22 protein-coding genes are annotated in these 26,751 nt (G+C 53.1%); 13 read left to right on the top strand and 9 right to left on the bottom strand.

The genetic code is table 11. The features are described 5' to 3' along the window. The first annotated feature begins 58 nt into the window (after positions 1–58). Both BSZ31_RS15805 and BSZ31_RS15800 read left to right on the top strand, forming a co-directional pair. On the top strand, positions 59–529 hold the full coding sequence (locus tag BSZ31_RS15805) for a TadE/TadG family type IV pilus assembly protein (protein ID WP_105029555.1): 471 nt from the start codon (positions 59–61) through the stop codon (positions 527–529). Next, on the top strand, positions 522–2,150 hold the full coding sequence (locus tag BSZ31_RS15800) for a pilus assembly protein TadG-related protein (protein WP_105029554.1): 1,629 nt from the start codon (positions 522–524) through the stop codon (positions 2,148–2,150). The genes BSZ31_RS15805 and BSZ31_RS15800 overlap by 8 nt, the downstream gene beginning before the upstream one ends. Positions 2,151–2,158: 8 nt before the next feature. Here the strand turns inward: BSZ31_RS15800 and BSZ31_RS15795 are convergent, their stop codons facing one another. Beyond that, positions 2,159–3,049 (bottom strand): DMT family transporter, encoded by an 891-nt coding sequence (locus BSZ31_RS15795; protein ID WP_105029553.1) that lies wholly within the window; start codon positions 3,047–3,049, stop codon positions 2,159–2,161. Between the two features lie 153 nt (positions 3,050–3,202). Here BSZ31_RS15795 and BSZ31_RS15790 point away from each other — a divergent pair, with 153 nt between their 5' ends. Further along, a complete protein-coding gene (locus BSZ31_RS15790) occupies positions 3,203–6,325 on the top strand; it encodes an efflux RND transporter permease subunit (protein WP_105029552.1) in 3,123 nt (1,040 codons plus the stop codon). 3 nt (positions 6,326–6,328) lie between these two features. Then, entirely contained in the window at positions 6,329–7,462 is a 1,134-nt protein-coding gene (locus tag BSZ31_RS15785; RefSeq protein WP_105029551.1) for an efflux RND transporter periplasmic adaptor subunit, read from the top strand. Positions 7,463–7,484: 22 nt separating this feature from the next. Here the strand turns inward: BSZ31_RS15785 and BSZ31_RS15780 are convergent, their stop codons facing one another. Continuing rightward, positions 7,485–9,410 (bottom strand): alkaline phosphatase D family protein, encoded by a 1,926-nt coding sequence (locus BSZ31_RS15780; protein WP_105029550.1) that lies wholly within the window; start codon positions 9,408–9,410, stop codon positions 7,485–7,487. Between the two features lie 83 nt (positions 9,411–9,493). After that, complete coding sequence (locus tag BSZ31_RS15775; RefSeq protein ID WP_146106728.1) at positions 9,494–10,072, bottom strand: hypothetical protein; 579 nt, start codon at positions 10,070–10,072, stop codon at positions 9,494–9,496. Between the two features lie 133 nt (positions 10,073–10,205). Between BSZ31_RS15775 and BSZ31_RS15770 the strand changes: the two genes are divergently transcribed. Genes BSZ31_RS15770 through BSZ31_RS15760 form a run of 3 tightly spaced genes read left to right on the top strand, consistent with a single transcriptional unit; the run spans position 10,206 to position 12,537 of the window. Next, a complete protein-coding gene (locus BSZ31_RS15770; RefSeq protein ID WP_105029548.1) occupies positions 10,206–10,505 on the top strand; it encodes an iron uptake protein in 300 nt (99 codons plus the stop codon). A 12-nt stretch (positions 10,506–10,517) separates the two neighbouring features. After that, complete coding sequence (locus BSZ31_RS15765; protein WP_168427018.1) at positions 10,518–12,236, top strand: PepSY domain-containing protein; 1,719 nt, start codon at positions 10,518–10,520, stop codon at positions 12,234–12,236. Continuing rightward, positions 12,229–12,537 (top strand): DUF3325 domain-containing protein, encoded by a 309-nt coding sequence (locus BSZ31_RS15760; protein WP_105029547.1) that lies wholly within the window; start codon positions 12,229–12,231, stop codon positions 12,535–12,537. The genes BSZ31_RS15765 and BSZ31_RS15760 overlap by 8 nt, the downstream gene beginning before the upstream one ends. Positions 12,538–12,540: 3 nt before the next feature. On the opposite strand, the gene BSZ31_RS15755 is transcribed toward BSZ31_RS15760, so the two are convergent. The 4 genes from BSZ31_RS15755 to ahpC all read right to left on the bottom strand — a co-directional run bounded on the left by BSZ31_RS15755 (position 12,541) and on the right by ahpC (position 17,836). Continuing rightward, complete coding sequence (locus tag BSZ31_RS15755) at positions 12,541–13,221, bottom strand: Fe2+-dependent dioxygenase (protein WP_105029546.1); 681 nt, start codon at positions 13,219–13,221, stop codon at positions 12,541–12,543. Positions 13,222–13,236: 15 nt separating this feature from the next. Further along, positions 13,237–15,441: a TonB-dependent siderophore receptor gene (locus BSZ31_RS15750; RefSeq protein WP_105029545.1), complete on the bottom strand. Its 2,205-nt coding sequence runs from the start codon at positions 15,439–15,441 to the stop codon at positions 13,237–13,239. Between the two features lie 163 nt (positions 15,442–15,604). Next, on the bottom strand, positions 15,605–17,176 hold the full coding sequence (ahpF, locus tag BSZ31_RS15745) for an alkyl hydroperoxide reductase subunit F (protein ID WP_105029544.1): 1,572 nt from the start codon (positions 17,174–17,176) through the stop codon (positions 15,605–15,607). Between the two features lie 96 nt (positions 17,177–17,272). Then, complete coding sequence (ahpC, locus tag BSZ31_RS15740; RefSeq protein ID WP_105029543.1) at positions 17,273–17,836, bottom strand: alkyl hydroperoxide reductase subunit C; 564 nt, start codon at positions 17,834–17,836, stop codon at positions 17,273–17,275. 395 nt (positions 17,837–18,231) lie between these two features. Between ahpC and BSZ31_RS15735 the strand changes: the two genes are divergently transcribed. Further along, positions 18,232–19,578 carry a DUF4382 domain-containing protein gene (locus tag BSZ31_RS15735; RefSeq protein WP_168427017.1) on the top strand — a complete coding sequence of 449 codons (1,347 nt, stop codon included), beginning with the start codon at positions 18,232–18,234 and terminating at the stop codon, positions 19,576–19,578. 3 nt (positions 19,579–19,581) lie between these two features. Here BSZ31_RS15735 and BSZ31_RS15730 read toward each other — a convergent pair whose 3' ends face one another. Beyond that, a complete protein-coding gene (locus tag BSZ31_RS15730; RefSeq protein ID WP_105029541.1) occupies positions 19,582–20,181 on the bottom strand; it encodes a TetR/AcrR family transcriptional regulator in 600 nt (199 codons plus the stop codon). Positions 20,182–20,308: 127 nt separating this feature from the next. On the opposite strand from BSZ31_RS15730, the gene BSZ31_RS15725 reads away from it, so the two are divergent. Together BSZ31_RS15725 and BSZ31_RS15720 are read left to right on the top strand one after the other, a co-directional pair. Then, positions 20,309–22,765, top strand: a complete 2,457-nt coding sequence (locus tag BSZ31_RS15725) for a hypothetical protein (RefSeq protein WP_146106727.1) — start codon at positions 20,309–20,311, stop codon at positions 22,763–22,765. Between the two features lie 13 nt (positions 22,766–22,778). Then, positions 22,779–24,380 carry a neutral/alkaline non-lysosomal ceramidase N-terminal domain-containing protein gene (locus BSZ31_RS15720; protein WP_105029539.1) on the top strand — a complete coding sequence of 534 codons (1,602 nt, stop codon included), beginning with the start codon at positions 22,779–22,781 and terminating at the stop codon, positions 24,378–24,380. Here the strand turns inward: BSZ31_RS15720 and BSZ31_RS15715 are convergent. Next, positions 24,377–24,661: a coiled coil domain-containing protein gene (locus tag BSZ31_RS15715; protein ID WP_105029538.1), complete on the bottom strand. Its 285-nt coding sequence runs from the start codon at positions 24,659–24,661 to the stop codon at positions 24,377–24,379. The two genes, BSZ31_RS15720 and BSZ31_RS15715, sit on opposite strands and share 4 nt — an antisense overlap. Before the next feature lie 168 nt (positions 24,662–24,829). Between BSZ31_RS15715 and BSZ31_RS15710 the strand changes: the two genes are divergently transcribed. The 3 genes from BSZ31_RS15710 to BSZ31_RS17115 all read left to right on the top strand — a co-directional run bounded on the left by BSZ31_RS15710 (position 24,830) and on the right by BSZ31_RS17115 (position 26,734). Continuing rightward, complete coding sequence (locus BSZ31_RS15710; protein ID WP_105029537.1) at positions 24,830–25,732, top strand: VTT domain-containing protein; 903 nt, start codon at positions 24,830–24,832, stop codon at positions 25,730–25,732. A 137-nt stretch (positions 25,733–25,869) separates the two neighbouring features. Next, complete coding sequence (locus BSZ31_RS15705; protein ID WP_206018626.1) at positions 25,870–26,559, top strand: phosphate/phosphite/phosphonate ABC transporter substrate-binding protein; 690 nt, start codon at positions 25,870–25,872, stop codon at positions 26,557–26,559. Further along, entirely contained in the window at positions 26,552–26,734 is a 183-nt protein-coding gene (locus BSZ31_RS17115) for a hypothetical protein (protein ID WP_206018625.1), read from the top strand. The genes BSZ31_RS15705 and BSZ31_RS17115 overlap by 8 nt, the downstream gene beginning before the upstream one ends. Positions 26,735–26,751 lie beyond the last annotated feature (17 nt).

Here is a 26,751-nt window from a genome sequence, read left to right as displayed (position 1 = left end):
CCTATTATTCCCAGTGTTGAATGGCAAAGTGATTAGGTAATATTTTGATTAACACTTTTTGACTAACCCATTCGACGAAGACAAGCCCATCATGAAAACTCAGTCCAAATTACGTCAGCGAGGCGCGCTCATGATCGAGCTGGTGCTGACACTGCCAATTTTGCTGGCTGTGATTTTCGCGATCGTGGAGTACTCGGTGCTGTTGGGGGCCATGTTGATCATGAACAACACCACCAGTGAGGCCGCGCGGCAAGCCACGGTGTATCGCAGTGGTTTTGCAGTCGGCGACTATGAAAGCCTTGCGCAAGACGCTTTGGAAGACCTGCTGCCCACTTACGTGGGTTCTTTCCGGGAAAGCGTTGTGCCTTCCGTGAATTCGTTTGCCTGCGGCGACTCAACCTGCCTGCGGGTGCGTCTCGATTATCCCAACTACAGCAGCAACCCACTGGTCGGTAATTCCTTTTTCATTCCTTTGCCTGAGAATTTGTCAGCAGAGTCCACAACACGTGTGGAGCCCAACGATGGTTAAGCCCAATTCTCTGCAATCGCAACGCGGTGCCTATTCAATTTTGACGGTGTTTGTGCTCATCATGAGCATGGGCGCTATGGGTGTTCTGGCCGTGGGGCACATGGCTTGGGAAAAAACCCGCTTGCAAGGTGTTGCTGACCTGGTTGCCCTGACTGCCGCCCGCCAAATGGCCAACGGGCCCGAGTTTGCCGAGGCACAGGCCATTGCCCTGGCCAACGGTGTAAGCGCCGACGACGATTTGACCATTGAGTGCATTATCGACGATGCACCCACCAACGATTGCGACAACTCCATCACCAGCCGGGTCACAATTATTCGCCCGGTCAATGGTTTGCTGGTGTTTTTGCCAAACCGTGAGGTGACCGTGCTGGCCGAAGCCACGGTGGCACCCACGGTGGTGGGGTCGGTATCCAGTGGCCTGGTCAGTGTGGACACCAATCAGTCTGCTTTGCTGAATGGTTTGTTGACTGCCCTGGGTGGGGGCGCAATCAATTTGAATGTGGCCCAGTGGGGTAGTTTGCTGGGCAGCGACATTCGCGTTGATTTACTGGCCTTGGCCACTGAACTGGGTGTGGCCAATGTGAATGATTTGTTGTCGTTGAACGTGTCGGCATTGGGCTTGCTGCAAGACGCTCTGGTGGTGGGCAATGCCGATGCAGCCGACAAAATGGAAGTTGAAGGCATTCTGAGTGCCCTGAGTGGGCCGTTGAACAATGTCAACGTGACTGTGGGTGATCTCGTAGCCCTCGATTTATCCGGTCGAACCAATACCACGCTTGACATTAACCTTGGACAACTGGCGCAGGTGACTGTGCTGAATGCTGTGGAAGGTGTGGGTTATGTGTTGCCTATTTCATCGGGTTTGCTGAATCTGGATGTCGGCGTGAATATTCTGGAAGCACCACAGGTATTTGTAGGCCGAAAAATGCCTTACAAAAACCCGATCGCCACGGGCCGAACAGCACAGGTCGCGTTGGATGTCCGTGTTCGCCAGCCTTTGAATATCAACCTTGCACTTGTCAGTTTAAGCGCGCTTGATCTTGGGCTTCAACTGCGTGTAGCCGGTGGCCTGGCCGAGGTGAATGAATTGACATGCAGGTATCCGCGCACAACCAACAACATGGTAATGACCGTGGTACCCGCCGTGGCCGAGGTGTGTATTTCTGACAGCGCGGGTAACTTGAATACCACTGTCGGCGCGCTGGAATGTGGCGCACCAGCCGATATTCTGGATGTGAATTTTCTGGGTTTGGTGAATGCCGGTGTTACTTTGGCGGCTGAGACCAGTTTGCGCTCTGACCCTGTTCAGCACAGTTTTGACGGGGTAGCGCCTTTCAGCGAAACCATTGAACTCAGCGTGGGGGAGTCACTGGGCAATTTGCTGCAAAACACAGAATTGGACCTTGGTATTGAACTTCCGCTGGTGGGGCCACTGATCAATGGCGTTGTGAACGGTTTGGTGAACTTGTTGCTGAATGCGCTTGAACCTGTCTTGAGTCCTATCTTGGGGCTTGTGGGCAATATTCTTGATGGTTTGCTACAGGTGTTGGGTGTGGATTTGAACACGGTCACCGTGAATGTGGATTCCATGGACTGTCAAAGCGTGGTTTTGACGCGTTGAAATCTATATCAGTCCACCGGTACGGCATCGTTTTTTTGCAGGCCGTAAACGGCCGCCAAGGCTGTGCCGGCCAACACCACCAAACCGCCGACCAAAGTGTGCCACCCCACGGTTTCATCTAGAAAAAGGTTGCCCCACAGCACGCCGAATACCGGAGTTAAAAAGGTGACGGTAAGTGCCGAGGTAGGCCCAATGTCCATGACCAGCCTGAAATACAGCAAGTAAGCGACACCACTGCACAACACACCCACACCCAGAATGGCCAGCCAACTGCTCATTGCGGGCATTTGTTCAGGCAGGTTAAATGGTACAAAGGGCATCAAAATAAACGAACCCATCAGCAAGCAACCAAATGCGTTGGTGAGCGGGTCAATGTCACTGCCCAGGTATTTCGCCATGTTGGTGGCAATGCCATAGCAAGCCGCAGCGCCCAGTGCCGCAGTTACACCCAGCCCAGTGCCTTCTGTGTTCAGGGTTGCCGCATCAAAACCCACAATAATTGCCACGCCCAGTAAACCCAAGACAAGCCCAAGCAAGGCCATGGGCGATGGCACGGCGCGCGTCCACACCAGGGCAACAAGCGCCGCCCAAATTGGAGCCGTGGCATTGATGATCACCAGCACCGATGCTGTGACCGTGAACGAGGCGTAGGCCACCAAAGTGAAAGGCAGGGCGGAGGCAAACACGGCAATCACCGCAATTAACTTCCAGCGCTTTGCAACCTGGGTTTGCTTGCGGGTGAGTGCAAAAAGCCCGCCCAGAAACAGTGCACCAAACATCACCCGAAGCGCCGCCATTAAAGCGGGTGCCATATCGGCGGCTGCAATTTTGTAAAACACAAACGACGAGCCCCAGATCATGGACAGCAACAACAATCGCAGTGCACTGGCTTGACTCATGGTTTTCAGCAGGTGGTGAGTGAATGCGCAAGTATGCTTAAATTAGCGATCCCTTTGCAGGGATTCGAGAATAATTCTCAAATATTTTGAACATTTTCGAGCAACGGCGCTCAAAGTGGGCTGTGCAAAGAAGCAGCAGTTAAAGGACTAACAATGTGGTTGGTGAAGTACGCATTGCGAAGACCCTACTCAATGGGCGCGTTGGCAATTCTCGTGTTCATTCTGGGCTTGTCATCCTTACGGCAATTGCCGGTTGATATTCTTCCTGAAGTAAAAACTCCGGTGGTGAATGTGGTGTGGACCTATCAGGGCCTGAATGCCCGTGAAATGGCCACCAAGATTACCTCGTTCTCTGAGCTCGCCTTGTTGAACAACGTGGACAACGTGAAGGAAATTTCCTCCGAAACGTTTAATGGTGTGGGCCTGGTTCGGGTGGTGTTTCAGGACAATGTGGAAATTGATGTGGCCTTGTCCCAGGTCGGCGCAATTTCACAAACCATTTTGCGACGAATGCCCGCTGGCACCAGCCCGCCCATTGTGGTTCGCAACTCCTTGTCCAGCCGGCCCATCCTCAGCATGGTGGTTTCTTCCGACACGCTCAGTCAAAGCCAATTGGCCGATTACGCACGAATTCAATTGCGCGGGCAGGTGCAAAGCATTGGCGGCATGCGGCTAACCTTGCCGTATGGCGGTGCAACCCGCCAGATCATGATTGATTTGAAGCCCGATGCGCTCCCGGCATTTGGACTCTCTGCGGCCGATGTCGCCGAGGCTGTGAACCAGCAAAACCTCACCCTGCCTTCAGGCAATGTGCGTGAGGGTACGCGCGACATGCAAATTTCCGTGGATGCAAGCCCGGAAAGTGCTGAGGTGTTTGCCAACCTGCCCATCAGTGCCAGGGATGGGAGAATCATCAAGCTTCGAGATGTTGCCGACGTGCGCGATGGTGGTGCCATTCAAACCAATCTGACTCGGGTGGACGGCAGCAGCGCCGTGCTGGTGTCGATGATCAAAATTGGCGATGCATCCACCACAGAAATCATCGAGAAAGTAAAGGAACGGTTGCCGGAAATTCAAGCTGCGGCGCCAGCGGGTGCAAAAATTACTCCGATTTTTGATCAGTCCGTGTTTGTACAAAGTGCGGTAGACATCATCGCCAAGGAAATTCTGATTGTGGGTTTTCTGGTGGGCCTGGTGGTGTTCATTTTCCTGGGGTCGATCAAATCCAGCCTCATCGTTCTGGTGTCGATTCCACTTTCACTGCTGGTCGCGGTGATTGCCGTGAAGCTGACCGGGCATACCCTGAATTTGATGAGCCTGGCGGGTCTTGCCCTTGCGGTGGGTATTCTGGTGGACAACGCCATGGTTGAAATTGAAAACATCAACCGCAATATTGGCCTGGGGCTGAGTGCACCGCAGGCAGCACTGGCCGGGGCCAAGCAGGTGGCGTTCCCCGAATTTGTGTCTACCTTGTCCACCTGCATTGTGTTCACGCCCATTTTCTTGCTGGAGGGCATTGCGGGTTATGTGTTCCAGCCATTGGCCATCACAGTGATTGCTGCATTGGCGGCGTCCTACTTCTTTTCAAGAACTGTGGTGCCCACCTTGGCTGCGCTGAATCTCGGCAAGAATGACAAGCATTACAAGGGTTTTCACAAGCTTGAAGCATCCATTGACCGTTTGGGTGACGGCATTGCCAACCGACTGCCTGCCTTGCGCGCCAAGTGGCCCGTGGTGGCCTTGGTGGTGGTCTTGATTGTGGCCAGCGCTGGCACTTTGCTGGCCATCAGCCCGCAACAGTATTTCCCGCGCACCGATGCGGGCTTGTTGAAGCTGTACGTGCGTGGCCCGGCAGGCACGCGTGTTGAGGAAACTGCCAACAAGTTTGCACAGGTGCAAACCACCATTCGAGAATTAATTCCTGAAGATGAAGTAAAGCAGATCGTGGAATTGATCGGGCAGCCCGACCCCGTGAACATGTCGTGGGTCGATACCATGACGATCGGCGGGTTCGATGGTGAAATGCTGATTGAACTGAGCCCGAAAAAGGCGAGCACGTTTGAGTATCAAACCCTGCTGCGCGAGGAACTGACTCAACGTTACCCTGATTTCAAGTTTCTGTTTTTACCAGCCGACATCACCAATCAAACACTCTCAGGCCTTACACCAACGTCGACTGAAATCCGGGTGATTGGCCGTGATGTGCCTGGCAATATGGGCATTGCCCAAGAGTTGCTCAAGAAACTGGATGGCTCCAGTGACATCAGCGATTTGATGTTGCGACAGGTGGGCAATTTGCCAGAGTACATGGTGTCGATTGACCGTGACCGTGCCCTTGCCTTGGGCATTACTTCGGCCGATGCCTTGCAAACCTTGTTGGGTGTATTGGGCACAGGCGGCACGGTCGCACCCAGTTATTGGTCCGATCCCCGTGCGGGTATTTCGTATGTGGTGCAGGTGCAGGCACCGTTGCAAACCATCGGCTCAGCAGAAGATTTGCTGCGTTTGCCCATTACAACGCCGAGCGGAGAAAGCATTCAACTGGGTGCAATCGCAACGATCACTCCGCGCACTGTACCGGCTACCGTGGTGCGTTCCACCCTGCAACCGGTGGTCAGCGTACTGGCGAATGCGCCGGGCGACAATTTAAAGGTGCTTGCAGCGCAATCTCAAGAGGCGGTGGCAGATTTGCAGTCGCGTTTGAAACCGGGCAACAAAATAGAGATCAACGGCCAGGCCACCGCAATGACCGAGGCCTTTAGGGAACTGGCGATTGGTTTGCTGGGTGCCTTGGCCTTGATTGTGCTGGTGATGGTGTTCAACTTTCAATCGTGGGTTTTGCCTTTTGTGGCCTTGAGCAGTTTACCGGTGGCGCTGTCCGGTGCAGTGGCTGCCTTGTATATCACCGGAACACCGATCAGCGTGCCTGCACTTATGGGCTTGATCATGACCATGGGCATCACCACGGCCAACAGCGTGTTGCTAACCTCGTTTGCGCGTGATGCCTGGGTGCAGGGCATGGGTGCCTGGGAGGCTGCATTGCAAACCGTGCGTCAGCGAATTCGTCCAATTTTGATGACTGCATTGACCATGATTGTGGGTCTCATCCCGATGGCCACTGCGTTGGGGCAGGGCGCTGAACAAAATGCGCCATTGGCCCGCGCCGTGATTGGCGGATTGATGACAGGCTCGGTGGCCACCTTGATTTTGGTGCCTTTGATTTTCACATTTGCGATGAAAAACGCAGTACCCGGCAAACCGCTGGTTGAGGAGTAAACCATGAATACACCACTTGTGAGCAAGAAGTTTCTATTCGGATCTGCTGTGGCCGTGCTGATTGCTGGCGGTGCAGGTTTCGCCTATTGGGGGCAGGATGCCAAAGCCAATTTAAAACCGGCCCAAGATCAGGCAAACCTGCCCGTGGTGAATGTGGTGCAACCTGCGTTGTCGCAGGCCAGCAGTGAAATTCAATTCGCAGCGAGGCTGGCACCTTCGCGCGAGGCCAGCCTGTTTGCCCGCAGTTCAGGGTTTGTCGAAGCACGGTATGCTGACATCGGTACACGAGTCAAAGCGGGCGAGGTACTTGCACGTATTTCTGCACCCGAATTGGAAGCATCACTGAATTCTGCGCGGGCTGCATTGAAACAACGCGAAGCAGAATTGCTGGTAGCCACGCGCAATCGGGAACGCGTAGAGCCATTGGGCACTGCAGGTGCGGTGTCGGCCCAGCAAGTCGATGAGTTGATGGGCATTGAAGAAGTGGCCAAGGCCAATTTGAGTGCTGCAAAAGCAGAGGTGGCCCGCCTGCAAAGTGAAGTGGCTTACCTCACGTTGAAGGCGCCCTTTGATGGCGTAATTACTGAACGCAATATTGACCGGGGCGACCGTGTCAGCCCGAATGACACCCGAATGCTTTACCGAATCATCAACAGTGATGTGATTCGTGTGCAGGTCGATGTGCCGCAACCCCAGTTGTTTCGCATTGAGCAGGCCAGCAAAGCCAGCCTGAGTATTGCCGAGCGCCCGGGACAAATGGTTGCCGTCAATTTCAAGCGTTCGTCCCAGGAATTGCGCGCGGACACTGGCACGGTACGAATTGAGTATGAGTTTGACAACCGTGAACTGGCCTTGCCTGCAGGGTTGAATGCCAACTTGAAAATTGAATCAAACGGCAAAGGCAACAGCGTCACCGTGCCTGCCAACACCATTGTGTATCGGGATGGTGGTGCTACTTTGGTGGTGTTGAATACCGACAATCAGGTTGAGTTCAGAAAAATTACCTTGGGTAAAAATTTCCCGACCACGGTAGAGGTAGTTCAGGGCGTGAATATTGAGGACCGCGTGGTGGTGAACCCCAACGCTTTATTGAAGCCAGGCCAGCAGGTGGAAGTGGCGAAGCCTGCAGCAAGCTGAAAGCCTCGGCCCAGTCCATTCGCTAGTGCGCTTCGTCCTCCATGCGCTTGCGAAATTCAATGGTGTCGCCATCGGCCAGCAGTTGTGTAATTTTCAATGGTGCACCGGCAGCATCCAGAGTCAGCAAACCGATTCCACTGCCGTTGACCAAGCGCTCACCACGACTGCCGTGGTCGGGTTTGCGCGGCACAATGCGCATTTTTCGGCGTTTGGTGAACCAGTTCAAAGGTGACCAAGGTGCGTACAGCCATCGATTCAAGCGATCGAGAATGTCGAGCAGTTTGCGCGGAAATTCATTTCTGAAACCGCTGCTGGTAATTTGCCAGATATTGGGGCTGTTTTTCTTGCTGCGAAGTTCCACTTCATAAGCGAATGAATAGTGCACATCGCCAGAAAGAATCACAAAATTTTGGGGTGTTTTACCGTGCCGGAACAAATTCAGTAGCGTATTCGCGGCGCCTCGGTGAGCCATCCAGTTTTCCGCATCGACCATCAAGGGTTTGCCAAACCAGGTAAACACTTTTTGGATGGTTTCAATCAATTTGACACCGAACATTGGGGCAGGTGAGACCAGCAACACAGCATCATGGCCAAGCAGCCTTTGCTGCAACTCTGACAATGACTCCCAATCCATCAGCCCCGAGGGGTGAGCCGGGTTGAATTCCGACCGCCAGCGGTTGGTTCGCGTGTCAATCACCATCAAAGCAGGTTTGGTGTCCCACTTGTATTGCCAGCCGCGAAAGGCAATCAACTCGGAAATCAGATCTTCATGCGCTTCCTCGCCGGGCAATTGCAGCGCCTCATCGCAGCGCTTCATCATGTCATCGGAAAAGTTTTCTGGCGCATTGCCCCAGGCCTGGCACACCAGGTAAGCCACCAGCGCATTGCCGATGATGCGACGGGAGAATGGCTCACCGTAAGCAGTTTCTTCCCACTCGGCACTCAGGTTCCAGTCGTCGGTGATGTCATGGTCGTCGAACATCATGGCCACTGGTATGTGGGCCATCAAGCGGTGCACACAGTCCAGTTCCGCGACAAATTCTTCCATCGCTTCCAGTTGTGCTTCATAGCGTTCTGCAAATTCAGTGGGCACTTCTGGTGGGATGGTCATGTCGGTGTAGCGCCAGGGAATGGGCGACCACACCAACAAATACATGGCCATGACTTCGGACAGGGAGATCAAATGGTTTCGGGCACTGTCAGTGGTGAACACGGGTTTTTTCACACCCGTGAACAGCACGGTGCGAATGTCTTTGTTGGCTCTGGTTTTTGGCAACAGTTGATCGCGCGTGTAATAGTGCGGCTGGTCGCGGTGCAGGGTATGGCTGCTGAGCAGTTGGGTACCCGGCAAAGGCTCGGCTGGCGAATTCAATTCATCCAATAAGCGGTGTATGGCCACTAGCATGGGGCCCGCTACATCGTCGGTGTAAATTTGATCGCCACCCATCATCAGCAGTGCTGGCCATTCAGTGGGTGTGGCGGCCAGTTCCAGCAAGTGTTGGTCTGCCCGAACCAGCCCATCGCCGGCTGAGCTACCCTCTTTGCGGGCGTAATGCGGCTTGCGGCAAGAACCGTGTAATACGCTGCGAACCTGGCTTTGAATGACAAACCCCAGCGTACTTCTGCCCGGGTAAAGCAAGTGTGGTGCTTCCTGGGTCAGGTTGATCCATTCACCATCTGCCCCATGTTTGTAGCTGAGTTCATAACCCACCCAGGTGTCGGCCGGCAGAGGCATGTTCAAAGGCAGGTCGATCAGGTGGATGTAATAGTGTTCGGCCACTTTCAATGCACGGCAATGCCCACGAATTTCATGCACCTGCGAATCATGTTTGTCCGGAAACAGGGCAAGCCGCCATTGCACGGGCTGCGATGTTGCCAACCACAAAGTGATTCGCTCGCTTTGCATGCGACGCAACACGGGGCCAGCCAGAAGGGTGTTGATGCTCATACTGCGATTGGGGTGAGGTGTGAGAACAATGCACAAACCCTATCAACGTTTAGCTAGTAATTTGGTGGACAGCCCCACATGGGTTATCCCTTGCAAGCCTCCGAGGCGGCAGTTTTGCTGCCTGCTTTTTGAATGCAGGTTTTCAGGCTGTCCAGATTGGGCAAGGTTTTGCAGTGGGGCACATCGGCCAGCGGCTGTGTGCTGTTAAAGCCGCAAGCGTAATACGACGTCACCGGATTCACCGGTTTGTTGATCACCTTGTTGCACACCGGTTTCAGGTTGTTGTTGACCCAGTTGTCGTAAGTAGCTGACTCTTTCTCAAACTCAGCTTTGTCTGCATTCAACTGGTCAGCCTGAAGGTTAAAGGTGTTCACCGCTTCATTGAAATTCGCAACTGCCTTTTGATCGGGCTTGCCCGCATCCAGTTTGGCTTTCTGGTTTTGCAAGGCAACGCGCCGCTCGCTTAAGAGTTTCTCGCTGCCACGCAGGTCGCTGGCCCGTTGCTCCAGTGTGTTGAACCGCTTCAGGCCCTGCTGTTCGAGTTGTAAACAGGCCCGCAAGTCGCTTTCATTTGCCTGTTCCGGGGCTGGAGTTTGAGCTTGCAAGGCGGGGCAGGCCAAGAGCATCAGTAATGTGCCGATTTTGGCTTTGGACATAGGCATGTTGACCATCCATGTGAACCGCAAGGCCCTGATCGTAGCAGATCAATCAACAAATTAAATCGCTGTATCAATTGATTAAATAAGTAAGAATAATTATCATTACTGTTCATTAAAAAATATGAGCGTTTCAGCAATGAATAAGGTCGGCAGTCTCAACTACTGGGTTGTGAATCGGGTGTTGTCAGCGCTACTGGGCGGCTATGCATTCACGTGGGGTTTTTCATCCTTGGGCATCGCCGGCCTTGCCGCGCTCGGTGTTGATTTTCATGAGGCCGAAACCGGTATTTTGATGCTTGCATTTCTGGTGTTTCTGGGCGTTTTTCTGTGGGCTTTTGCCAGCAGCAGTGTGGCCCGTGTGTGGGCTGTGTTGGCAGGGGGTGGGGTGTTGATGACCCTGTCGGCCTGGTGGATTCAGCAAAGCATGTTGTCTTGAAGGGGAAGTTTGGTGTTCAGTAATTTTCGATTGTCCATGACCTGGGTTCACACCTGGTTCGGTTTGGTGTTGGGCTTTGTGTTAATGGTCTGTTTTTTCTTTGGATCGTTGTCGGTGTTTGACCGGGAGATTGATCGCTGGGCCATTCCTGAAACCCGGTTCGATGCGCAGCCCATGCCGTCCTTCGACAAAGTGCTTCTGCCTGCTTTGCAACAGCTGGAGCCCGATGAGGTGGACTACGCCACCAACATGCCCAGGCTGCACGACCCAGCCAAAGGCGAGATGACACCTCGCACTGAACTGCCTGTCGATGAATACTGGGCTTATGTGACCCACCGCGACCCTGTGTTGGCGGCCGGTGTGGGTTATGGTGTGCCATTGGCGAAGAACCCGGAAGACCACAACCACATTCACAAGAACGTGACGCTGGACCCCCGAACCGGCGAAGTGTTGCCAGACGACAAGTTGAAAATCGGCAGTCACTGGTTTTATCCCATGCACTACAGTTTGCAGCTGAAGTGGAAAAACCTGGGCATCTGGATTGTTGGCCTTGCCGCATTGATGATGCTTGCGGCCTTGGTGACGGGTGTCATCATGCACCGAAAGGTGTTCCGCGAGTTTTTCACCTTCCGGCCCTGGAAGCGGACACAACGTGCCAGCCTGGATTTGCACAACCTGACTGGTGTGGTGGCTTTGCCATTCCATTTCTTTTTTGCATTCACGGGTTTGGTTATTTTTGCTAGTTTTTATTTTTTGCCGGTGACCAGCACTCTGCTTGACCCCCTGCACAAGCAACATGAAATTCACGAGGCGGCCGCGACCGGTTTGCCGCATGAGGCAGCGGGTGTGCCAGGCACCATGAGCAGTGTGGATGCCATGGTGGAAGAGGCCAAACGCCGTTGGGCAGCTCGCGACATGGCGGGTGAAGTTGGTTTTCTGGTGATGCACCACGTAGGCGATGCCAACAGTTATGTGAGCATTTACCGCGCTGGCAGTGACCGCGTGGCCTTGGTTGGCGAGGGCATTCATTTTAAAACCAGCACGGGTGAAGTGCTCAGTGAAGACCCACCACGCACAGCGGTATCTGAGGTAAATGAGTTCCTGACGGGCTTGCATTTGCAGCACTTTGAGCACTGGTTCTTGCGTTGGCTGTATGTCTTGGGTGGCTTGCTCGGTGCCGTGTGTATTGCGACTGGTTTTATTTTCTTCGTTGAAAAACGAAAATCCCAACATGCAAAAAGCGGCAGCAATGGTAGCCGTGTGGTCGATTCATTGGCCGTTACTACAGTGACCGGCATGGTGATGGCCGCAGTCGGTATGCTGGTCATCAATCGAATTTTGCCAGCCGACCTATTGGGCAAGGCCGATTGGGAAAAAGCTGCATTCTGGACTGTGTGGGGCCTTAGCTTTGTTCATGCTTACGTTCGCAGTGCGCCTGTTGCACATGGTTTGTTCAACCCGGCCTGGCGTGAGCAATGCTGGGGAGTAGTAGCACTCAGTATTTCAGCGGTTCTGTTGAACTGGGCCACCACTGGCGACCATTTGATCAAAACAGTGTTCACTGACACGTATTGGCCTGTCGCAGGCGTTGATTTGAGCCTGATGGCGTGTGCCGTGATGAGCGGCTGGGCGGCATTGAAACTTGCACGCCGAGAGCGTGGTGCGGATGTGCCGGTTGGTAAAACTGAAAAACAATCTGGATCTGACACGGGTGAGGTGGCCCATGCCTGAGGCATTTTATTTAACTGCCGCCGCTTTGCTCAGCCTGGTGGGCATGGCGTGGTTGGCCTTGTCCATGGATGTGCATTGGGCACAGGTGAAGCAGATTCCCTTGGCCGATAGCCAACCACCTCGAACGGTGTTGAAACTGTTGGGTTATCTTGCCCTTGTTGTGTCACTGGTGGTGTGCCTTGTTGCAGATCGACCTTCGATTGCGGCACTGGTGTGGATTATGTTGATGGTTGGGTCTGCTGTGGCGGTGGCGTTTATACTCGCACATCGACCCCGACTACTGAAGGCGTTTTGTTTTTGATCCTTAACACTCAGTCCATTTTCTCAACAGATTGTTGTACAAACCTGTAAGCCGAACCAGCTCCGGGTGACCCTCGCCATATTGCGTTCGCAATTTGATGAGGGATTCATCCATCTGAAACAGCAAGCGGCGGCACTCCAGGTCTTTCACCATGCTTTGCATGAACATGTAGCAGGCCAATCGCTCACCCCGGGTAACAGGGTTCACTTGGTGCATGGAGCCCGACGGGTAAACCACCAGGCTGCCCGCGGGCAATTTAACGTTTTGCATGCCATAGGTGTCTTCAATGACCAGCTCACCACCCTCGTAATCCTCGGGATTGGATAAAAACAGCGTGGCAGAAATGTCGGTGCGCAACGCGCTGCCGTCGGGTAGATAACGCACAGTGCTGTCGGTGTGCAAGCCATAGTGATTCGTTTCACCGGCGTAGCGATTGAAGTTGGGTGGCAGTATTTTGTAGGGCAGGGCAGCCGAAATTAATCGGCTGCTTCTGTTTAACGCGCGCATCACCAGCACACGCAGGTCTCTCAACACTTCGCTCCCTTCCGGAATTTGAAGATTGTTTTTGGCAAGGCGGGCCTGTGTGCCCGCACTTTGACCGGTCGCCCAGTCAGCTTGCTTGAGCATCTTGTGGATGCTTGCAAGCTCCTCGGTACTGAGAATATTGTCGATGGTGACCAGCATGTGTGTGTCGTTTAATTAAAAGTCGTATCTTAAAGTGGCGATCAACTGACGACCTTCTCCGGGAATGCCTTGTCCGCCGCCTTCAGCAAGTTGGGAGATATATCGTTCGTCGAACACATTGTACAAGTTCACACGAACCTGAACGTCTTTGGTGAATTTGTAGGTGGTGTACAAGTCAACCACGGTGTAGCTTGGAATGCTCACCTTCACGTTACCGGTGGTGTCGGGTTGAACACCACTGGTTTGTTCATCCACATACTGCAAGCCACCGCCCAAAGTGAATTTCGGTGTGATGTCGTAGGTGGTGAAAACATTGAATGAGTGCTTCGGTGTGCCGCCCAGTTCCTGACCCACGGAGAATGGCGATGTGGGTGCGCTGGTCACTTCAGATTCAAGGAAGGTGTAGCCTGAGTAAAGTTTCCATGCCTTGGTCACTTGACCTGCAACGAGTACCTCAAAACCATCAATGTAATATTCCACGTTCGGCGTGGTGACTCCGCCCGCCGCTGGCGCGGGCAGACGACCTTCATCAGTCTCTGTCCGGAATACAGCAGCGTTGATATCCAGCCCCGCACCAATGGTCATTTTGCTGCCCAGTTCGTACGCCTGAATCTTCTCGGTAGGAGTATCGAATGTGTTGCCAGCCACCCGATCATTCATACTTCCGCCGGCCAGTTGAATTTGGTTGCGGTCGAAGTTACCGGAAATGTTGAAGGCCGTGCCGTAAGAGGCATACAAGGCGTGGTTGGGTGTTAGCTTGTGCACCAGGCCCAAACTATAGCTTGTCTCCGTGTCTTCGCGCATGAAGCTGCGGTTTTCGGCTTGTTGTGGTGTGAGGCCTGCGGCAGTGGAATTTTGGCGATCTTCTTCATTCGCAAAGGCCTTTACCTTGTCGTAACGAATGCCTGCGTTCAGCTCCCATTTTTCGTTGAACTTCATGGTGTCAAGCAGGTACAGGCCCATTTCTTCGGTTTCGAACCGATGAATGCCACCGTAAGCCAGTGTGCCTGTGAACTCGCGTTCGGCGGGGTTAAACAGGCTGGTGACAGGGCCGTTGGTGTCCAGGCGTCGTCGGTTTTCATATTCATAAAAACCAAAGTCGAAACCTGCCACCATGTCGTGTTGGATACTGCCGGTATTCAAGCTGAACAAAAGGTCTGTCTGATTCCTGAAGCTGGTGTCGACCTGATCACGAGGCTTCAAATTACCCACAGCAAAGCCTGATGCAGGGTTGTTGTTGCCAGCGCCCGTTCCGTTGTCCACAAATCTTGGGGACGATGTAATCGAGTCGTTGCCAACTTGTGCAAAGCGTGTTTGGTTGCGAATCACTTGTCCGCTGGCCAGTGCATGTTGAACTGCCAGGCCAATCTGGTTCACTTCAATGTCTTTGTAGTCATTGGTGTGGCCGTAGAAGTTGTCAAAGTTGATGCCATCCGGCAGGCGACCTGTGCCGCCATTTCGGCGGTCAAAAGGCAAACCTGCATCGGGAATGTCATTGGTTTTGATGTGTAGTACATCGGCTGTAATCGATGTGGGTTTGTTCAAGCCCCATGTGTAGGCGGCATAAACACCGTAGCGGTCTTCTTCTGCCGTGTTTCGGCCGGGCAAGTCTGCACTGTGTTTCATCAAGTTGATGCGCAAAGCTTCGTCATCGTCCAACACACGATTCATGTCCAGTGTGGTTCGGAAATAGCTGTCGGTCCCCACGCTGACTTCTGCGCGATTGAAATCAACACCCAAAGGTTGTTTGGTCACAAAGTTGATGGTGCCGCCCGCAGAGCCGCGACCCGAGAACGCAGAGTTCGGACCTTTGACCACTTCCAGCTGTTCGATGAAAAACGGATCGCGGAAGTAGTTGCCAATGTCGCGCATGCCGTTGACATTGATGTCATCACGGGCATTGAAACCGCGAATTTTAAGTTGATCACCACCCGGTGGGTTACCTTCACCAGCCTGAAGGCTGATGCCTGGTATGTTACGCAACGCCTCGTTCAGCGAAGTGACGTTTTGTTCTTCAAGCAGATCTTGCGGCAATACGGTGATGATGCGTGGAGTCTCTTGTAATGGGCGCGTGTACTTGATGCTGTCCATTTGTTCGCCTCGGAAGTCGATGACATCCACATCAGGCAAAGTTTGGGGGTTTTCTTGGGCATGTGCGTTGGCGAGGCTGCTTAAAGCCAGCGCCACGGCAAGTGCGATGGGTTTGGGAGAGTGCTGCATAGTCGTCTCAAAAAATAATATGAAGACGAATGATAATCGATATCATTAACGTCATGAAATATTTTTTGTAACACTGTCTTTTTTGTCGCAAAGTCGGGCTGTTGAAAACAAAAACCCCGGTGGGTTACACCGGGGTTTTTGTTAGGTTTGGCCTTGAGCCGTTTTACTGTCTGATCAAGTGATCAAACGCGGCTAGCGACGCATTCGCACCTTCGCCCATGGCGATGATGATCTGCTTGTAAGGTGCTGTTGTGCAGTCGCCTGCGGCAAACACGCCTTCCATGCTGGTGTGGCCCTTGTGGTCCACCACGATTTCACCATGCTTGCTCAATTCCAGTGTGCCTTTCAGCCAGTCGGTGTTGGGCAGCAAACCGATTTGAACAAAAATGCCTTCCAGTTCAACCTGTTTCACTTCGTCCGTTGCTCGGTCTTTGTAGGTAAGGCCGTACACTTTGCTACCGTCGCCATTCACCTCGGTGGTCAGCGCATTCAAGATCACTTTCACATTCGGCAGGCTATACAGTTTTTTCTGCAATACCGCGTCTGCTTTTAGCTTGGTGTCGAATTCAAACAAGGTGACTTCTTTCACAATGCCGGCCAGGTCAATTGCAGCTTCTACACCGCTGTTGCCACCACCAATTACTGCAACACGCTTGCCTTTGTACAGCGGGCCGTCGCAGTGCGGGCAGTAGGCCACGCCCTTGTTGCGGTACTCGGCTTCGCCTGGCACATTCATTTCGCGCCAGCGTGCGCCGGTGCTCAAAATGATGGTTTTGCTGGTCAGCTTGGCACCGTTTTCCAGTTCAACTTCAACCTTGCCGTCGCTCAGTTTCTGGAGGCCTTTGGCGCGTTGCAGGTTCATCACGTCGATGTCGTATTCCTTCACGTGTTGTTCCAGTGCAGCCACCAGCTTGGGGCCTTCTGTTTCTTTCACGGAAATGAAGTTTTCAATGCCCAGTGTGTCCAGAACCTGGCCACCGAAGCGCTCGGTGACGATGCCGGTTTTCACGCCTTTACGCGCAGCATAAATCGCAGCGGATGCGCCGGCGGGGCCACCGCCCACAATCAGCACATCAAACTCGCCTTTGGCATTCAGTTTGGCTGCGTCCTTTTCAGCAGCGCCAGTGTCCAGCTTGGCGACAATTTCTTCCAGTGTCATTCGGCCGGAGCCAAAGCTTTCGTTGCTATTCCCTTGTGTACCTTGAAACACGGTGGGGACTGCCATGACCTTGCGCTGTTCAACAAGTGGCTGGAACATGCCGCCATCGATCATGGTGTGGCTAAATGCCGGGTTCAATGCTGCAATGGTGTTGAAGGCTTGTACCACGTCAGGACAGTTGTGGCAGCTCAATGAAATCACGGTTTCAAAGTGACCACCATGGGCGGGTGCCTGCAAGCCTTTGATTTGTTCGATCACATCTGCTTCCACTTTGGGTGGGTGGCCGCCTACATGAAGCAGGCCGAGCAGCAGCGAGGTGAATTCATGTCCCATGGGCAAACCGGCAAAACGCACGCGGCCTTCCTCACCTTGCTTGGCAATTGAGAATGAGGGGCGCAGGTTGTAGTTGCCGTCCAGGCGCACAGACACTTTGTCTGAGCACTCCGCGATTTCTTGCACCAGCTGTTCCATATCGCGTGCCTTGTCGCTGTTGTCCAGCGAGGCCACCAATTCAATGGGGTGGCGCAGCATTTGCAGATAGGTCTTCAGTTGTTGTTTGATGTTTGCGTCGAGCATGGGGTACTCCGGGGATGTTCGTCAGATGTGTGTGAACAAGGGGCCGCTCCCTTGTGGGGAGCGGTTTACTGCTAAAAATTCAAAGGTGATTTGAATTTAGATTTTGCCTACCAGGTCCAGTGAAGGAGTCAAAGCGGCATCGCCTTCCTTCCACTTGGCAGGGCAAGCCTGGCCAGGATTCTTGGCGATGTACTGTGCGGCTTGAATCTTGCGCTTCAGTTCAGATGCGTCACGGCCAATTCCAAGGTCGTGCACTTCCATCACTTTGATCACGCCCTGTGGGTCGAGTACAAAAGTACCGCGCAGTGCCAAACCTTCTTCTTCAATCATCACGCCGAAGTTGCGTGTGATTTGACCGGTGGGGTCGCCAATCATTGGGAAGCGGATTTTGCCGATGGTTTCGGTGGCGTCGGCCCAAGCTTTGTGTGTGAAGTGGGTGTCGGTTGATACAGAGAACACTTCAACGCCCATGGCCTTCAGTTCTTCGTACTGGTCAGCCAGGTCGCCCAATTCGGTGGGGCATACGAAGGTGAAGTCAGCGGGGTAGAAGAAGAACACAGACCACTTGCCCAACACGTCGGCTTCGGTCAGGTTGATTTCTTTGCCGTTCCAGTAAGCAGTGGCTTTGAATGGCTTGATTGTGGTGTTGATCAGAGACATTTGAAGTCCTCCAAAAAGTTAATGAACAGTCAGTAAATTAATTCACCGCAATTTTAACCAATAAATTGTGCGATTGCAAAAGTTAATTGAATACTTTCATTAATGCAAAATAGCTATCATTCTGATTGTTCTCTTGAATCGACTCTAACCTTCTAATCCATAAGGGAAAAGGGTTTGGTGGGTATGTTAAGAAATTGAGATTGAGAATTATTTGGAAACTGAGCTCTAAAAAAGATAGATTATTTTCGAGATTTCCTGATTTTCAAGAATGATATGTTGTAGTGCACAATTATTCGTTGCGACACGGGTAAACAGTTTTTCCTTTTGACGCGTTAAACATGGATAGTCCGAATCTGCTCAGATCTAATTTCAAGCGGACATTCAAGGAGATAGAAATGCGAAAGGGGAAAACATACATCCAAAGCGCCTTGGCGGTTACTTGTGCCGCCTTGTTTGTAGCAGCTTGTGGCGGCGGCGATTCTGCCGCCACAGGAACGCTGCGCACCGCCATGACCGACGCGCCGTCTTGTGGTTACGACAATGTGTTTGTGACAGTGGACCGAATTCGGGTCAACAGCAGCGCCACGGCCAGCCCCGACGGTGGCGGTTGGTCAGAGATTGTGTTGGACCAGCCACGCCAGATTGATTTACTCGATTTGCAAAACGGCGTGATTGAAGAACTGGGTGAAATCACCTTGCCGGTCGGGCGAATTCAGCAGGTTCGTTTTGTGTTGGTGGACAATGCCAGGGCCGACCCTGCCGACATTGACTTTGATCCTGATGCTGACCCCACACGTGCACCCAACCACGTGGTGTTCAGTGCGGGTGGCTTCGAAGACTTGAAAACTCCCAGTGGTCAACAAAGCGGCGTGAAAATTAATGTGGGCATTGATGTGGCTGAAGGGCAGGTTGCTGACCTTTTGATTGATTTCGATGCATGCAAGTCAGTGGTTGAAGCGGGAAATTCTGGTAACTACTTGCTGAAACCAGTGCTGACTGCAATTCCACGCTTGTCGTCTGGCGTGCGTGGCAGTGTAGCCGATGCACTGGTGCCCGAGGGCGTCAGTATTTCTTTGCAGCAAGATGGCGAGGTGGTGCGCGCGACAGCGCCAATTGAATCAACAGACCTGGCCGCCAATGGTAGATTTGTTTTGTCCCAGGTTCCTCCTGGCACTTACGATTTGGTGTTCACTGCATCGGGTTTTATTACCAAGGTGGTCACCGATGTCGTGGTTCCCGAAGGTCAGCTAGTGAATTTGGATTTTGATTCGGTTACTGCGGGTGATCAAAATGAAATTGCGCTGCTTCCAGCTACTGTAGAAGGTGATGCTGTAGGAAACGTGACCAATACGGACGATGTAAAACCCGCCACTTTCGTTGAAATCACGCAAACCTTGACTGAGGGTGCTACGGTGTTGATCAATTCAGCCCAGTTGTCATTCGAAACATTTGATTCAGGCGGTGTGATGACTGGCATGGGTGACACCGCAGGGTATTCATTCACTTTGCCGGTGGATGCGCCTCAGGTGGCCCCCTACACAGCCACTGGTGTGTTCAACTTCAGTGCCGACAGCGGTGTGGAGGGCGAATACACAGTGATGGCGATTGCAGAACCAGTGGACTTAACACCTGTGGTACAGATGGCTGCCGCCAACTTTAACCCCGGATTTGTGGGCACCACAGATTCTCCCCGTGAAGTCATCACCAACAACTTTGACTTCTCGAGTGCGCCTGCACCTTAAACATTATTGTTGGTGATTAACCAAGCCCGCCCAAAGCAAATTAAACATGGTGTTCACCACCGTGGCTTTGGGCAAAGCGGGTTGGGTTAACCACCATTTGGCCAGTTGCTCGCCCGCGCCAGACAAAGCGTGGGCAGTGGCCACAATTTCTTCTTCCGGCATAACACCTTTTAAATCGTCCAGTAAAAAAGCGATGCGGTTCACTGTGTCGAAGCGCAATTGACCTGCGGCTTGCGCCGCTGGGCCAGCCACCGCTGCACCACTGTCGTAGAGAAATCGAAATGCGTCCCTCTCGAATTCGACAAATGAAAAATAACCCTCAATACCGCCGCGCAAGCGACCCTGAAGACCGTTGCCCTCGAGAGCACGCTCAATGATGTAAGTGTTCAGCACTTCCCGCGCTTTCTTCAAACAAGCAAGGTAAATGCCGTCCTTGTTGCCAAATAGTTTGTACACCACGGGCCGGGTCACGCCAGCCGCCCTCGCAATGTCTTCCATGGCTGTGCCTTGGTAACCCCTTTCCACAAACATCCGCTGCGCAACTTCGAGCAGTTGACGTTCTCTTTCCTCAGGTTTCATGCGGGTTTGCACTGGTTTTAACATTGTTAACTCGTTGAATTTACTATGGAAAAACTACACTAGACGTATTACAACTTCATAAACTAATCTCTAGTTACAGTAATGTAACTTAAGGGTCGAACACAAGGCCCCTTGCAAAAAAGAGAGAGACATGAGGACGACAATCTGGGGTGGAGCCATTGTATTGGCTTGGGCTTTGCTATTGGGTGGGTGCATGGGCGATTCAGCTTCGCCGCAGGCTGACAGCCCCACCGTTACCAATCCCAATGAGGAGGAACCCGACACACCGGTGGATCCGGAAGATCCAGACAACCCTGGTGATGGCGATGGCGATGGCGGGGACGGCGGCGGTGTTGAGTCTCCCTTGTTCCCCAAAGACCCCGTGGTACGAACTGAGCCAGCCGGCACCGGCGCTGCACCAGCGGGTGCCGAGCGCTGTGATCCGCTGGACCCGGCCTACTGTCTGTTCCCATTTCCGAACAATTACTTCGCAACCGCAGACACGCAAACCGACACCAAGATGCGGGTGAATTTGAACGTGTTGGCCATGCCCAAGAACATTGCGGGCAAGCCCATCGATCCCACTGACTGGAATCGCAATGACGGGTTTTCTCCCGGTCAACCTATTCTGACGCGTGTACCCGGGCTTGATTTGCAAAAAACGGGTGCAGTGCCCATTACCAATATCGAAGCGAGTTTGCAGCGCAATCAGCCGATTGTGCTGATTGACACCTTGACTTTGAAGAAGCAATTGATTTGGGCTGAACTGGACGCCAACATCACCCAGGGCCGTTTGAGCTTGCCCAACGCAGATCCTGGCCCCGCGCTTGTCATTCGGGTGGCCAAGAATCTGGAACCGGGGCGACGTTACATCGTGGCCATGCGCAACCTGAAAAACAGTGCCGGTGACACTATCCAGCCCAACACGGTATTCAAAGCCTACCGGGATGGCACGCCGCTGGCGAATGCTGCGCAAAATGCGCGCAAACCGCTGATGGAAAATATTTTCAGTGTGTTGGGCTTGGCCGGTGTTGAACGTGAAAATCTCTACCTTGCCTGGGACTTCACTGTGGCATCGGGAAGGAACCTCACTGAACGCCTGATTCATGCGCGCGATGTGTCCATCGAAGCGACAGCTGCGCAATCGCCCAACTTCACGATTGATGCCGTGATTGAAAATCCGGAGAACGGATCGGCCAGTGAAATCACCGCGCGGCGAATTCGGGGGCATATTGATGTGCCGTGTTTTCTCACCAGCCCCAATTGTTTGTCGGGTGGCACTTACAACTATCCGCTGGTGCCCACCGGCAGCCCGGCCACAGCCCTGCCTCAGCGAAACCCCCTGACGCCAAATGCCAGCGTGCCGTTCATTTGCTCCATTGCGCGCAAAAACCTGGACACGGGTGAACCTGCGCGCGCGTCTTTGTATGGTCATGGTTTGCTGGGCTCTCGCGATGAAGGCAACACCTATGATTTGAATGTGCGCGTGATGGCCGAGCGCCACAATTTCCTGTTCTGCATGGTGGATTGGGCCGGCTTGGCCACGGGCAATCAGCCTGATGATCCCGATGACAATCGCAAATACGATCCCTTCTGGGATGCGGCGGGCGGCGATTTGGCCAGCACGGTGTTGATGCTGACTGACTTCAGCGGTTTCAATCGCCTCACCGATCGTTTGCAACAAGGCTTTTTGAATTTCACCATGCTGGGTCGCGCGATGATTTCCGAAAATGGATTTTGTACTCACCCTGCATTTCAGAAAGACGGCAAATGCCTGATTGACCGCAGCGAATTGTTTTACGACGGCAATTCGCAAGGCGGCATTAATGGTGGGCCGGTTACAGCGATTTCACCCGACATTCAGGCCGCAACACTGGGCGTGCCCGGAATGGCGTACTCCACCTTGTTGCAGCGTTCGGTTGACTTCGCACCGTATGCCCCCGCATTTTACGAGGCTTACCCGGCCTCGCTGGATCAGCAATTCATTCTCTCGCTGATTCAGATGTTGTGGGATCGGGGTGAGAACAATGGTTACGCCTGGAGTTTGGCCCCAGGGCGGGAGTTGCCTGGCACGCGACCCAACAAGCGTGTGTTGTTGATCCCCGCGTTTGCTGATCACCAGGTGTATATGAACACCGCGGAAATCATGGCGAGAACCATAGAGGCGCCATTGCAATGCCCCGCCGTGGTGGGTGGTCCTTCCGCTCAGCGCGGACCGGCGGTGCTCAAGCAGGCCCATCCTGCTGTGCGTGCCGAACAGGAGCAGTTTCCGAGTGTGTCTTTCGGGCGCAGGCACCCGGATGACCATCCGTATTTCGGTTTGCCGTGCATCAAAAAATATCCGCATGCAGGCAATGCACTCACCGTGTGGGACAGCGGCCCCATGACCAATGCCGATGGTTCTGCAAACCCAAATGGCAGTGCGCCGCCGCCGCTGGACAACCGACCCATGACCACAGGTTATGGTGCCGATCCGCACGGCCACCCCCGCAACGAAGAAAAAAACATGGACATGAAGTCTGCGTTCTTGAAAAAGCGGGGTGCGTTGATTGACGTGTGCAATGGTTTGCCTTGCACATCACGGGGCTTCAACCCCGCATTGAAATAAGGAGTATTCGTCAATGAAAGCACTTCAATGGAATGTGGTTTTTCTGTGCCTGTTGCTGTCAGCTTGTTTGAACTCGGACAACGGTTCAGTAACTGCATCGCGAACCGACACCAATGAGAACGACCCACCCGTCATTGTAGATCCACCCCCTGGAAACGGTGGTGGCAATGGCGGTGGCAACGGTGGTGGCAATCCGAATTTGCTCGATACCTCTCAATTTCGTGCAGCCTCAGCCAAGCGAAATATTGACCCGACGCCTGCACAAATTCAGGGTGTGGTCACCAGCAGCACGCCGTTGGTTGGCAAGTTGCAACAATTCAATCTGGGTGGGTATGGCGGCTTCGCATTCAATGGTCCGCAAGACCTTGTGAACTTCGATATCGGTGGACCACCCGCCAATGGAATTGGCGATGGCACTTTTGTACGTGTGTTTGTTCTGGAGGGTCAGGCCGAGCCTGCGAACCGGTTGGTGTTTGTCACCATCGATGCGATAGGTGCGGGCAATGTGATTCAAAACAAACTGAAAGCGGCCGTTGCGCAGGCTGCGAATGTGCCACCCAACAACGTATTGTTTGCACAAACCCATTCACATTCTGCTGCCGACTTGCAAGGCCTGTGGGGTGGCGTACCTGCCAGCTGGTTGAGTTGCGAACAAGCCGACCCCGCGCAAGCTTGTGACCCGGCATTGAAAGGCGGCTTGTACCAGTTGGCTGCAGAGGCGGCTGCTGAAGCCGTGGCCAGGCTTAAGCCAGCCTATGTAGATTTTGCACAAACTGTGCTGGAAGGTGAGGCGCGCTTGAACAACTTCCGCCGCTGCGATCCTGATGATTCCCGCATGCCCGATCCCACACTGACTTTGTTGCAAGCCCGCACAGCGCGAGGCGAGGTGTTGGGTTCGGTGTTGAATTACTCAGCACACCCCACTGTGCTGGGTTCCAGCAACCGCTTGGTGCACACTGACTGGGTGGGCGGCGCGCTGCGATTGCTCGAGCGAAATTTCGATTCAACCGTGCTGTTTTACAATGGCGCGATTGCAGACTCTTCGCCACGCGCACCCGCAGCAGAAGACCCTTATGAAAAAGCCAACGCCATGGGCGTGGCTGTTGCACAAGCGGCCATGAACGTTTTAAGCCAGCGCAAGAAAGTGGAGGGCGGTTTGCAAGTTGCGCATGCCAATGCTTTTTTGCCTGTGACCAACCCTTTGTTTGTTGGGGCAGGTGGCTTGCGCAGCTTCAACGGTTATTACAACTTCACGCCGCTGGGCGAAGAGCTGGCAGCCAATATTCCAGGCTATGAAAACTTGCCTCAGGTGGCCTTGTATGCGGAAACGCCAGTCACTCGAATTCAACTGGGACAAGGCGAGGGAAAGGTGCTGGAGTTGGTGACAATTCCCGGCGAGGGGTCAAAAGGCATGGCCGATTCAATTCGCGCACGAAGCGAAAACCCCATGATGCTGCTAGGCCTGACACACAATTCCCTGGGCTATATTTTGACTGAAGATGAATTCGGAAATGGTTTGTTCGAATGTCAGTCGTTTTATGAAGAAACCGTATCGCTGGGGCCTTTCACAACCCCAGCTTTAAACATGCAGGCCTACGGCCCGCTGTTTGATTAGAACTTGGACTTGGCCTTGTCAAAGGCATCCTTGATGCTGTCCCAAGCGCTGTTTGCGCCTTCACGCAAGTTTTCGAAGGCTTCAGCGCTTGCACCTTTCAGTTCTTCAAGTTTTGAACGACCTTGGGCCAGCTTGGCCTCAAGCGCATCAATGGATTCATTCAACTCTTTCTTGGCGTCTGCCGACTTGCCGTCGGCTTTGGCCTTGAGTTTGTCCAGATCTGCTTTCCACTCGTCCAACTGGGCATTCAATTTTGCCTTGTAATGTTCGAGGTCTGCCATGGTGTTTACTCCTTCATGTTTTGAAACTGGAAGTGTCAGGGTAACAACACTTTGTGACGTGAAGTGACCTCATTTGGAGAGTGCTTCCTCTAATCTTGTCGACCTTCTCTGTAAATTGCTTATGATGTCGCTATCTCCTGCGCAGGGCAGTTCAAGGCAGTAATCACCATGTCTCTGTTTGAAACCACAGAAGTTTTGGTTTTCTTCAACGTGCTGTTGCAGCAGCTCGGTGCCCCTGTGCCTGCGGTGCCCACCATGATCCTGTCGGCCAGCTTGTCAGGCCAGTGGTCTGGTATCTTGTTGCTCGCAATCGTGGCCACCTCGGCTTCGCTGATTGCGGATTGGGCCTGGTATCTGGCGGGCCGCTTCTATGGTTATCGGGTATTGTCGGTGTTGTGCAAACTGTCAATCAATCCTGAATCGTGTGTCAGCCAGACAGAATCGCGCTTTCGCGTGTGGGGCCCATGGTCGTTGGTGGTGGCCAAGTTCATTCCCGGGTTTTCTACAGTTGCACCGCCCATTGCAGGCGCAGTGAAAATGTCCATTATCAGCTTCACCATTGCGTCGGCAGCAGGTGCGTTTTTGTGGGCCATGGCAGCTTTACTTGCAGGCTGGTTGTTTAAAGATCAGGTCAATGCCGTATTTGCTGCTTTGCAAGACAATTTGTTTGTTGTGGGCTTGGTGGCTGCGCTGATTTGCGCTTTCTGGCTCATGTGGAAACTGTCTCGCCGTGATGCATTCCAGGCGAGATTGAAACTGCCCAAAGTGCCTGCCGCAGAAGTTTTGGGCATGGTTAAAGCTGGCCAGTCCAACCTTCGCCTGGTCGACCTTCGCCCTGCGATTGTTCAAGAAGCCGAGCCATTGGCTGGTTGGTTGCCTGCCAATGCAGAAAGTGCCCTGGCCGCAGCCCGAGCCTGGCCAAAAACCGATGTAATCGTCACCATGTGTGCCTGTCCCGACGATGTCAGCGCAGCCCATGTGGCTGGCCTTTTACGCAAACAGGGTTATGCGCAGGCCAGAGCCATGGACGGTGGTTACGAGGCCTGGTTGGCCAGGAAACAACCGAATTAGGCGCCAGTGCGCCACTGGCGCAGCAATCGCTCTCGAATTCAAATCAAATTCCTGTAACCTTTGTGGCTTGTTTAGCGTAATAAGCGTTGAGAATTTCGTTTATTTTAATAATCCAATTTTCATTACGGAACCTGACCATGCGTTTGTTGACCAAAGCCCTGATCGGCGCTTTCAGCTTTGCCCTTGTTTCCACACCGGTGATTGCTCAAGAAGTAATTCAATTTGGCGTTGGCCTTTACCAGCCCGACAAAGACAAAAATGACGCCACTTACACACCTTTGGCGCAGTATCTGGAAAAAAAGCTGGGTAAACCCGTGAAGTTGCGCACGGTGAGCAGTTGGGAAGGTCTGGCGAAATCGCTGGCCAATGGTGAAACCGACATTGCCTTGATGGGCCCATGGGGCTATGTGTTGGCCAACAACGAAGCAAAAGCGCAAGCTGTTGCCACCATTGAGTACGAAGGCAAACCAGAATATTTCGGAATCATGGTGACCAACCCGAAAAGCGGCATCAAGAGCATGGCCGACTTGAAGGGCAAAACCTTTGCGTTTGGTGACAAAGGTTCAACGTCTGGCTATCTTATTCCCTTCCATTATTTTCAGAAGCAGGGCATTAACCCCGACACGTATTTCTCGAAAGTCATCAACACCAGCCACCAAGCAATTCAGACCCAGGTTACCCAAGGCGCAATCGATGCGGGTGCAGATTACAACCGCAACCGGGATGCAATGATTGCTGATGGATTGATCAAGGCCGAAGATTCAAAAATCATCTGGACTTCCGACCCCCTGCAACGATGCGTTTGCAGTCAGCTCGAAATTGTTTGAAGACAAGGCCTTTGTAGCCAAGTTGCAAGAGGCCCTGCTAGGCATTGGTGCTGAACTGAAGAATCAACCCAACTTGTTGCCACCGCGTTACACGGGTTTTGCGAAAAAAGACAACAGCTACTACAAGCCAATTCGTGATGCAGGCCTGGCCACTGGCCGCTTGCAGCCCAAATAAGAGGGCCGTTTCACCAC

This window comes from Limnobacter sp. SAORIC-690 (assembly GCF_002954425.1).
GTDB lineage: Bacteria > Pseudomonadota > Gammaproteobacteria > Burkholderiales > Burkholderiaceae_B > Limnobacter > Limnobacter profundi.
The sequence above is the reverse complement of the archived record's forward strand: the minus strand, read 5'-3'. Positions and strand labels throughout refer to the sequence as shown.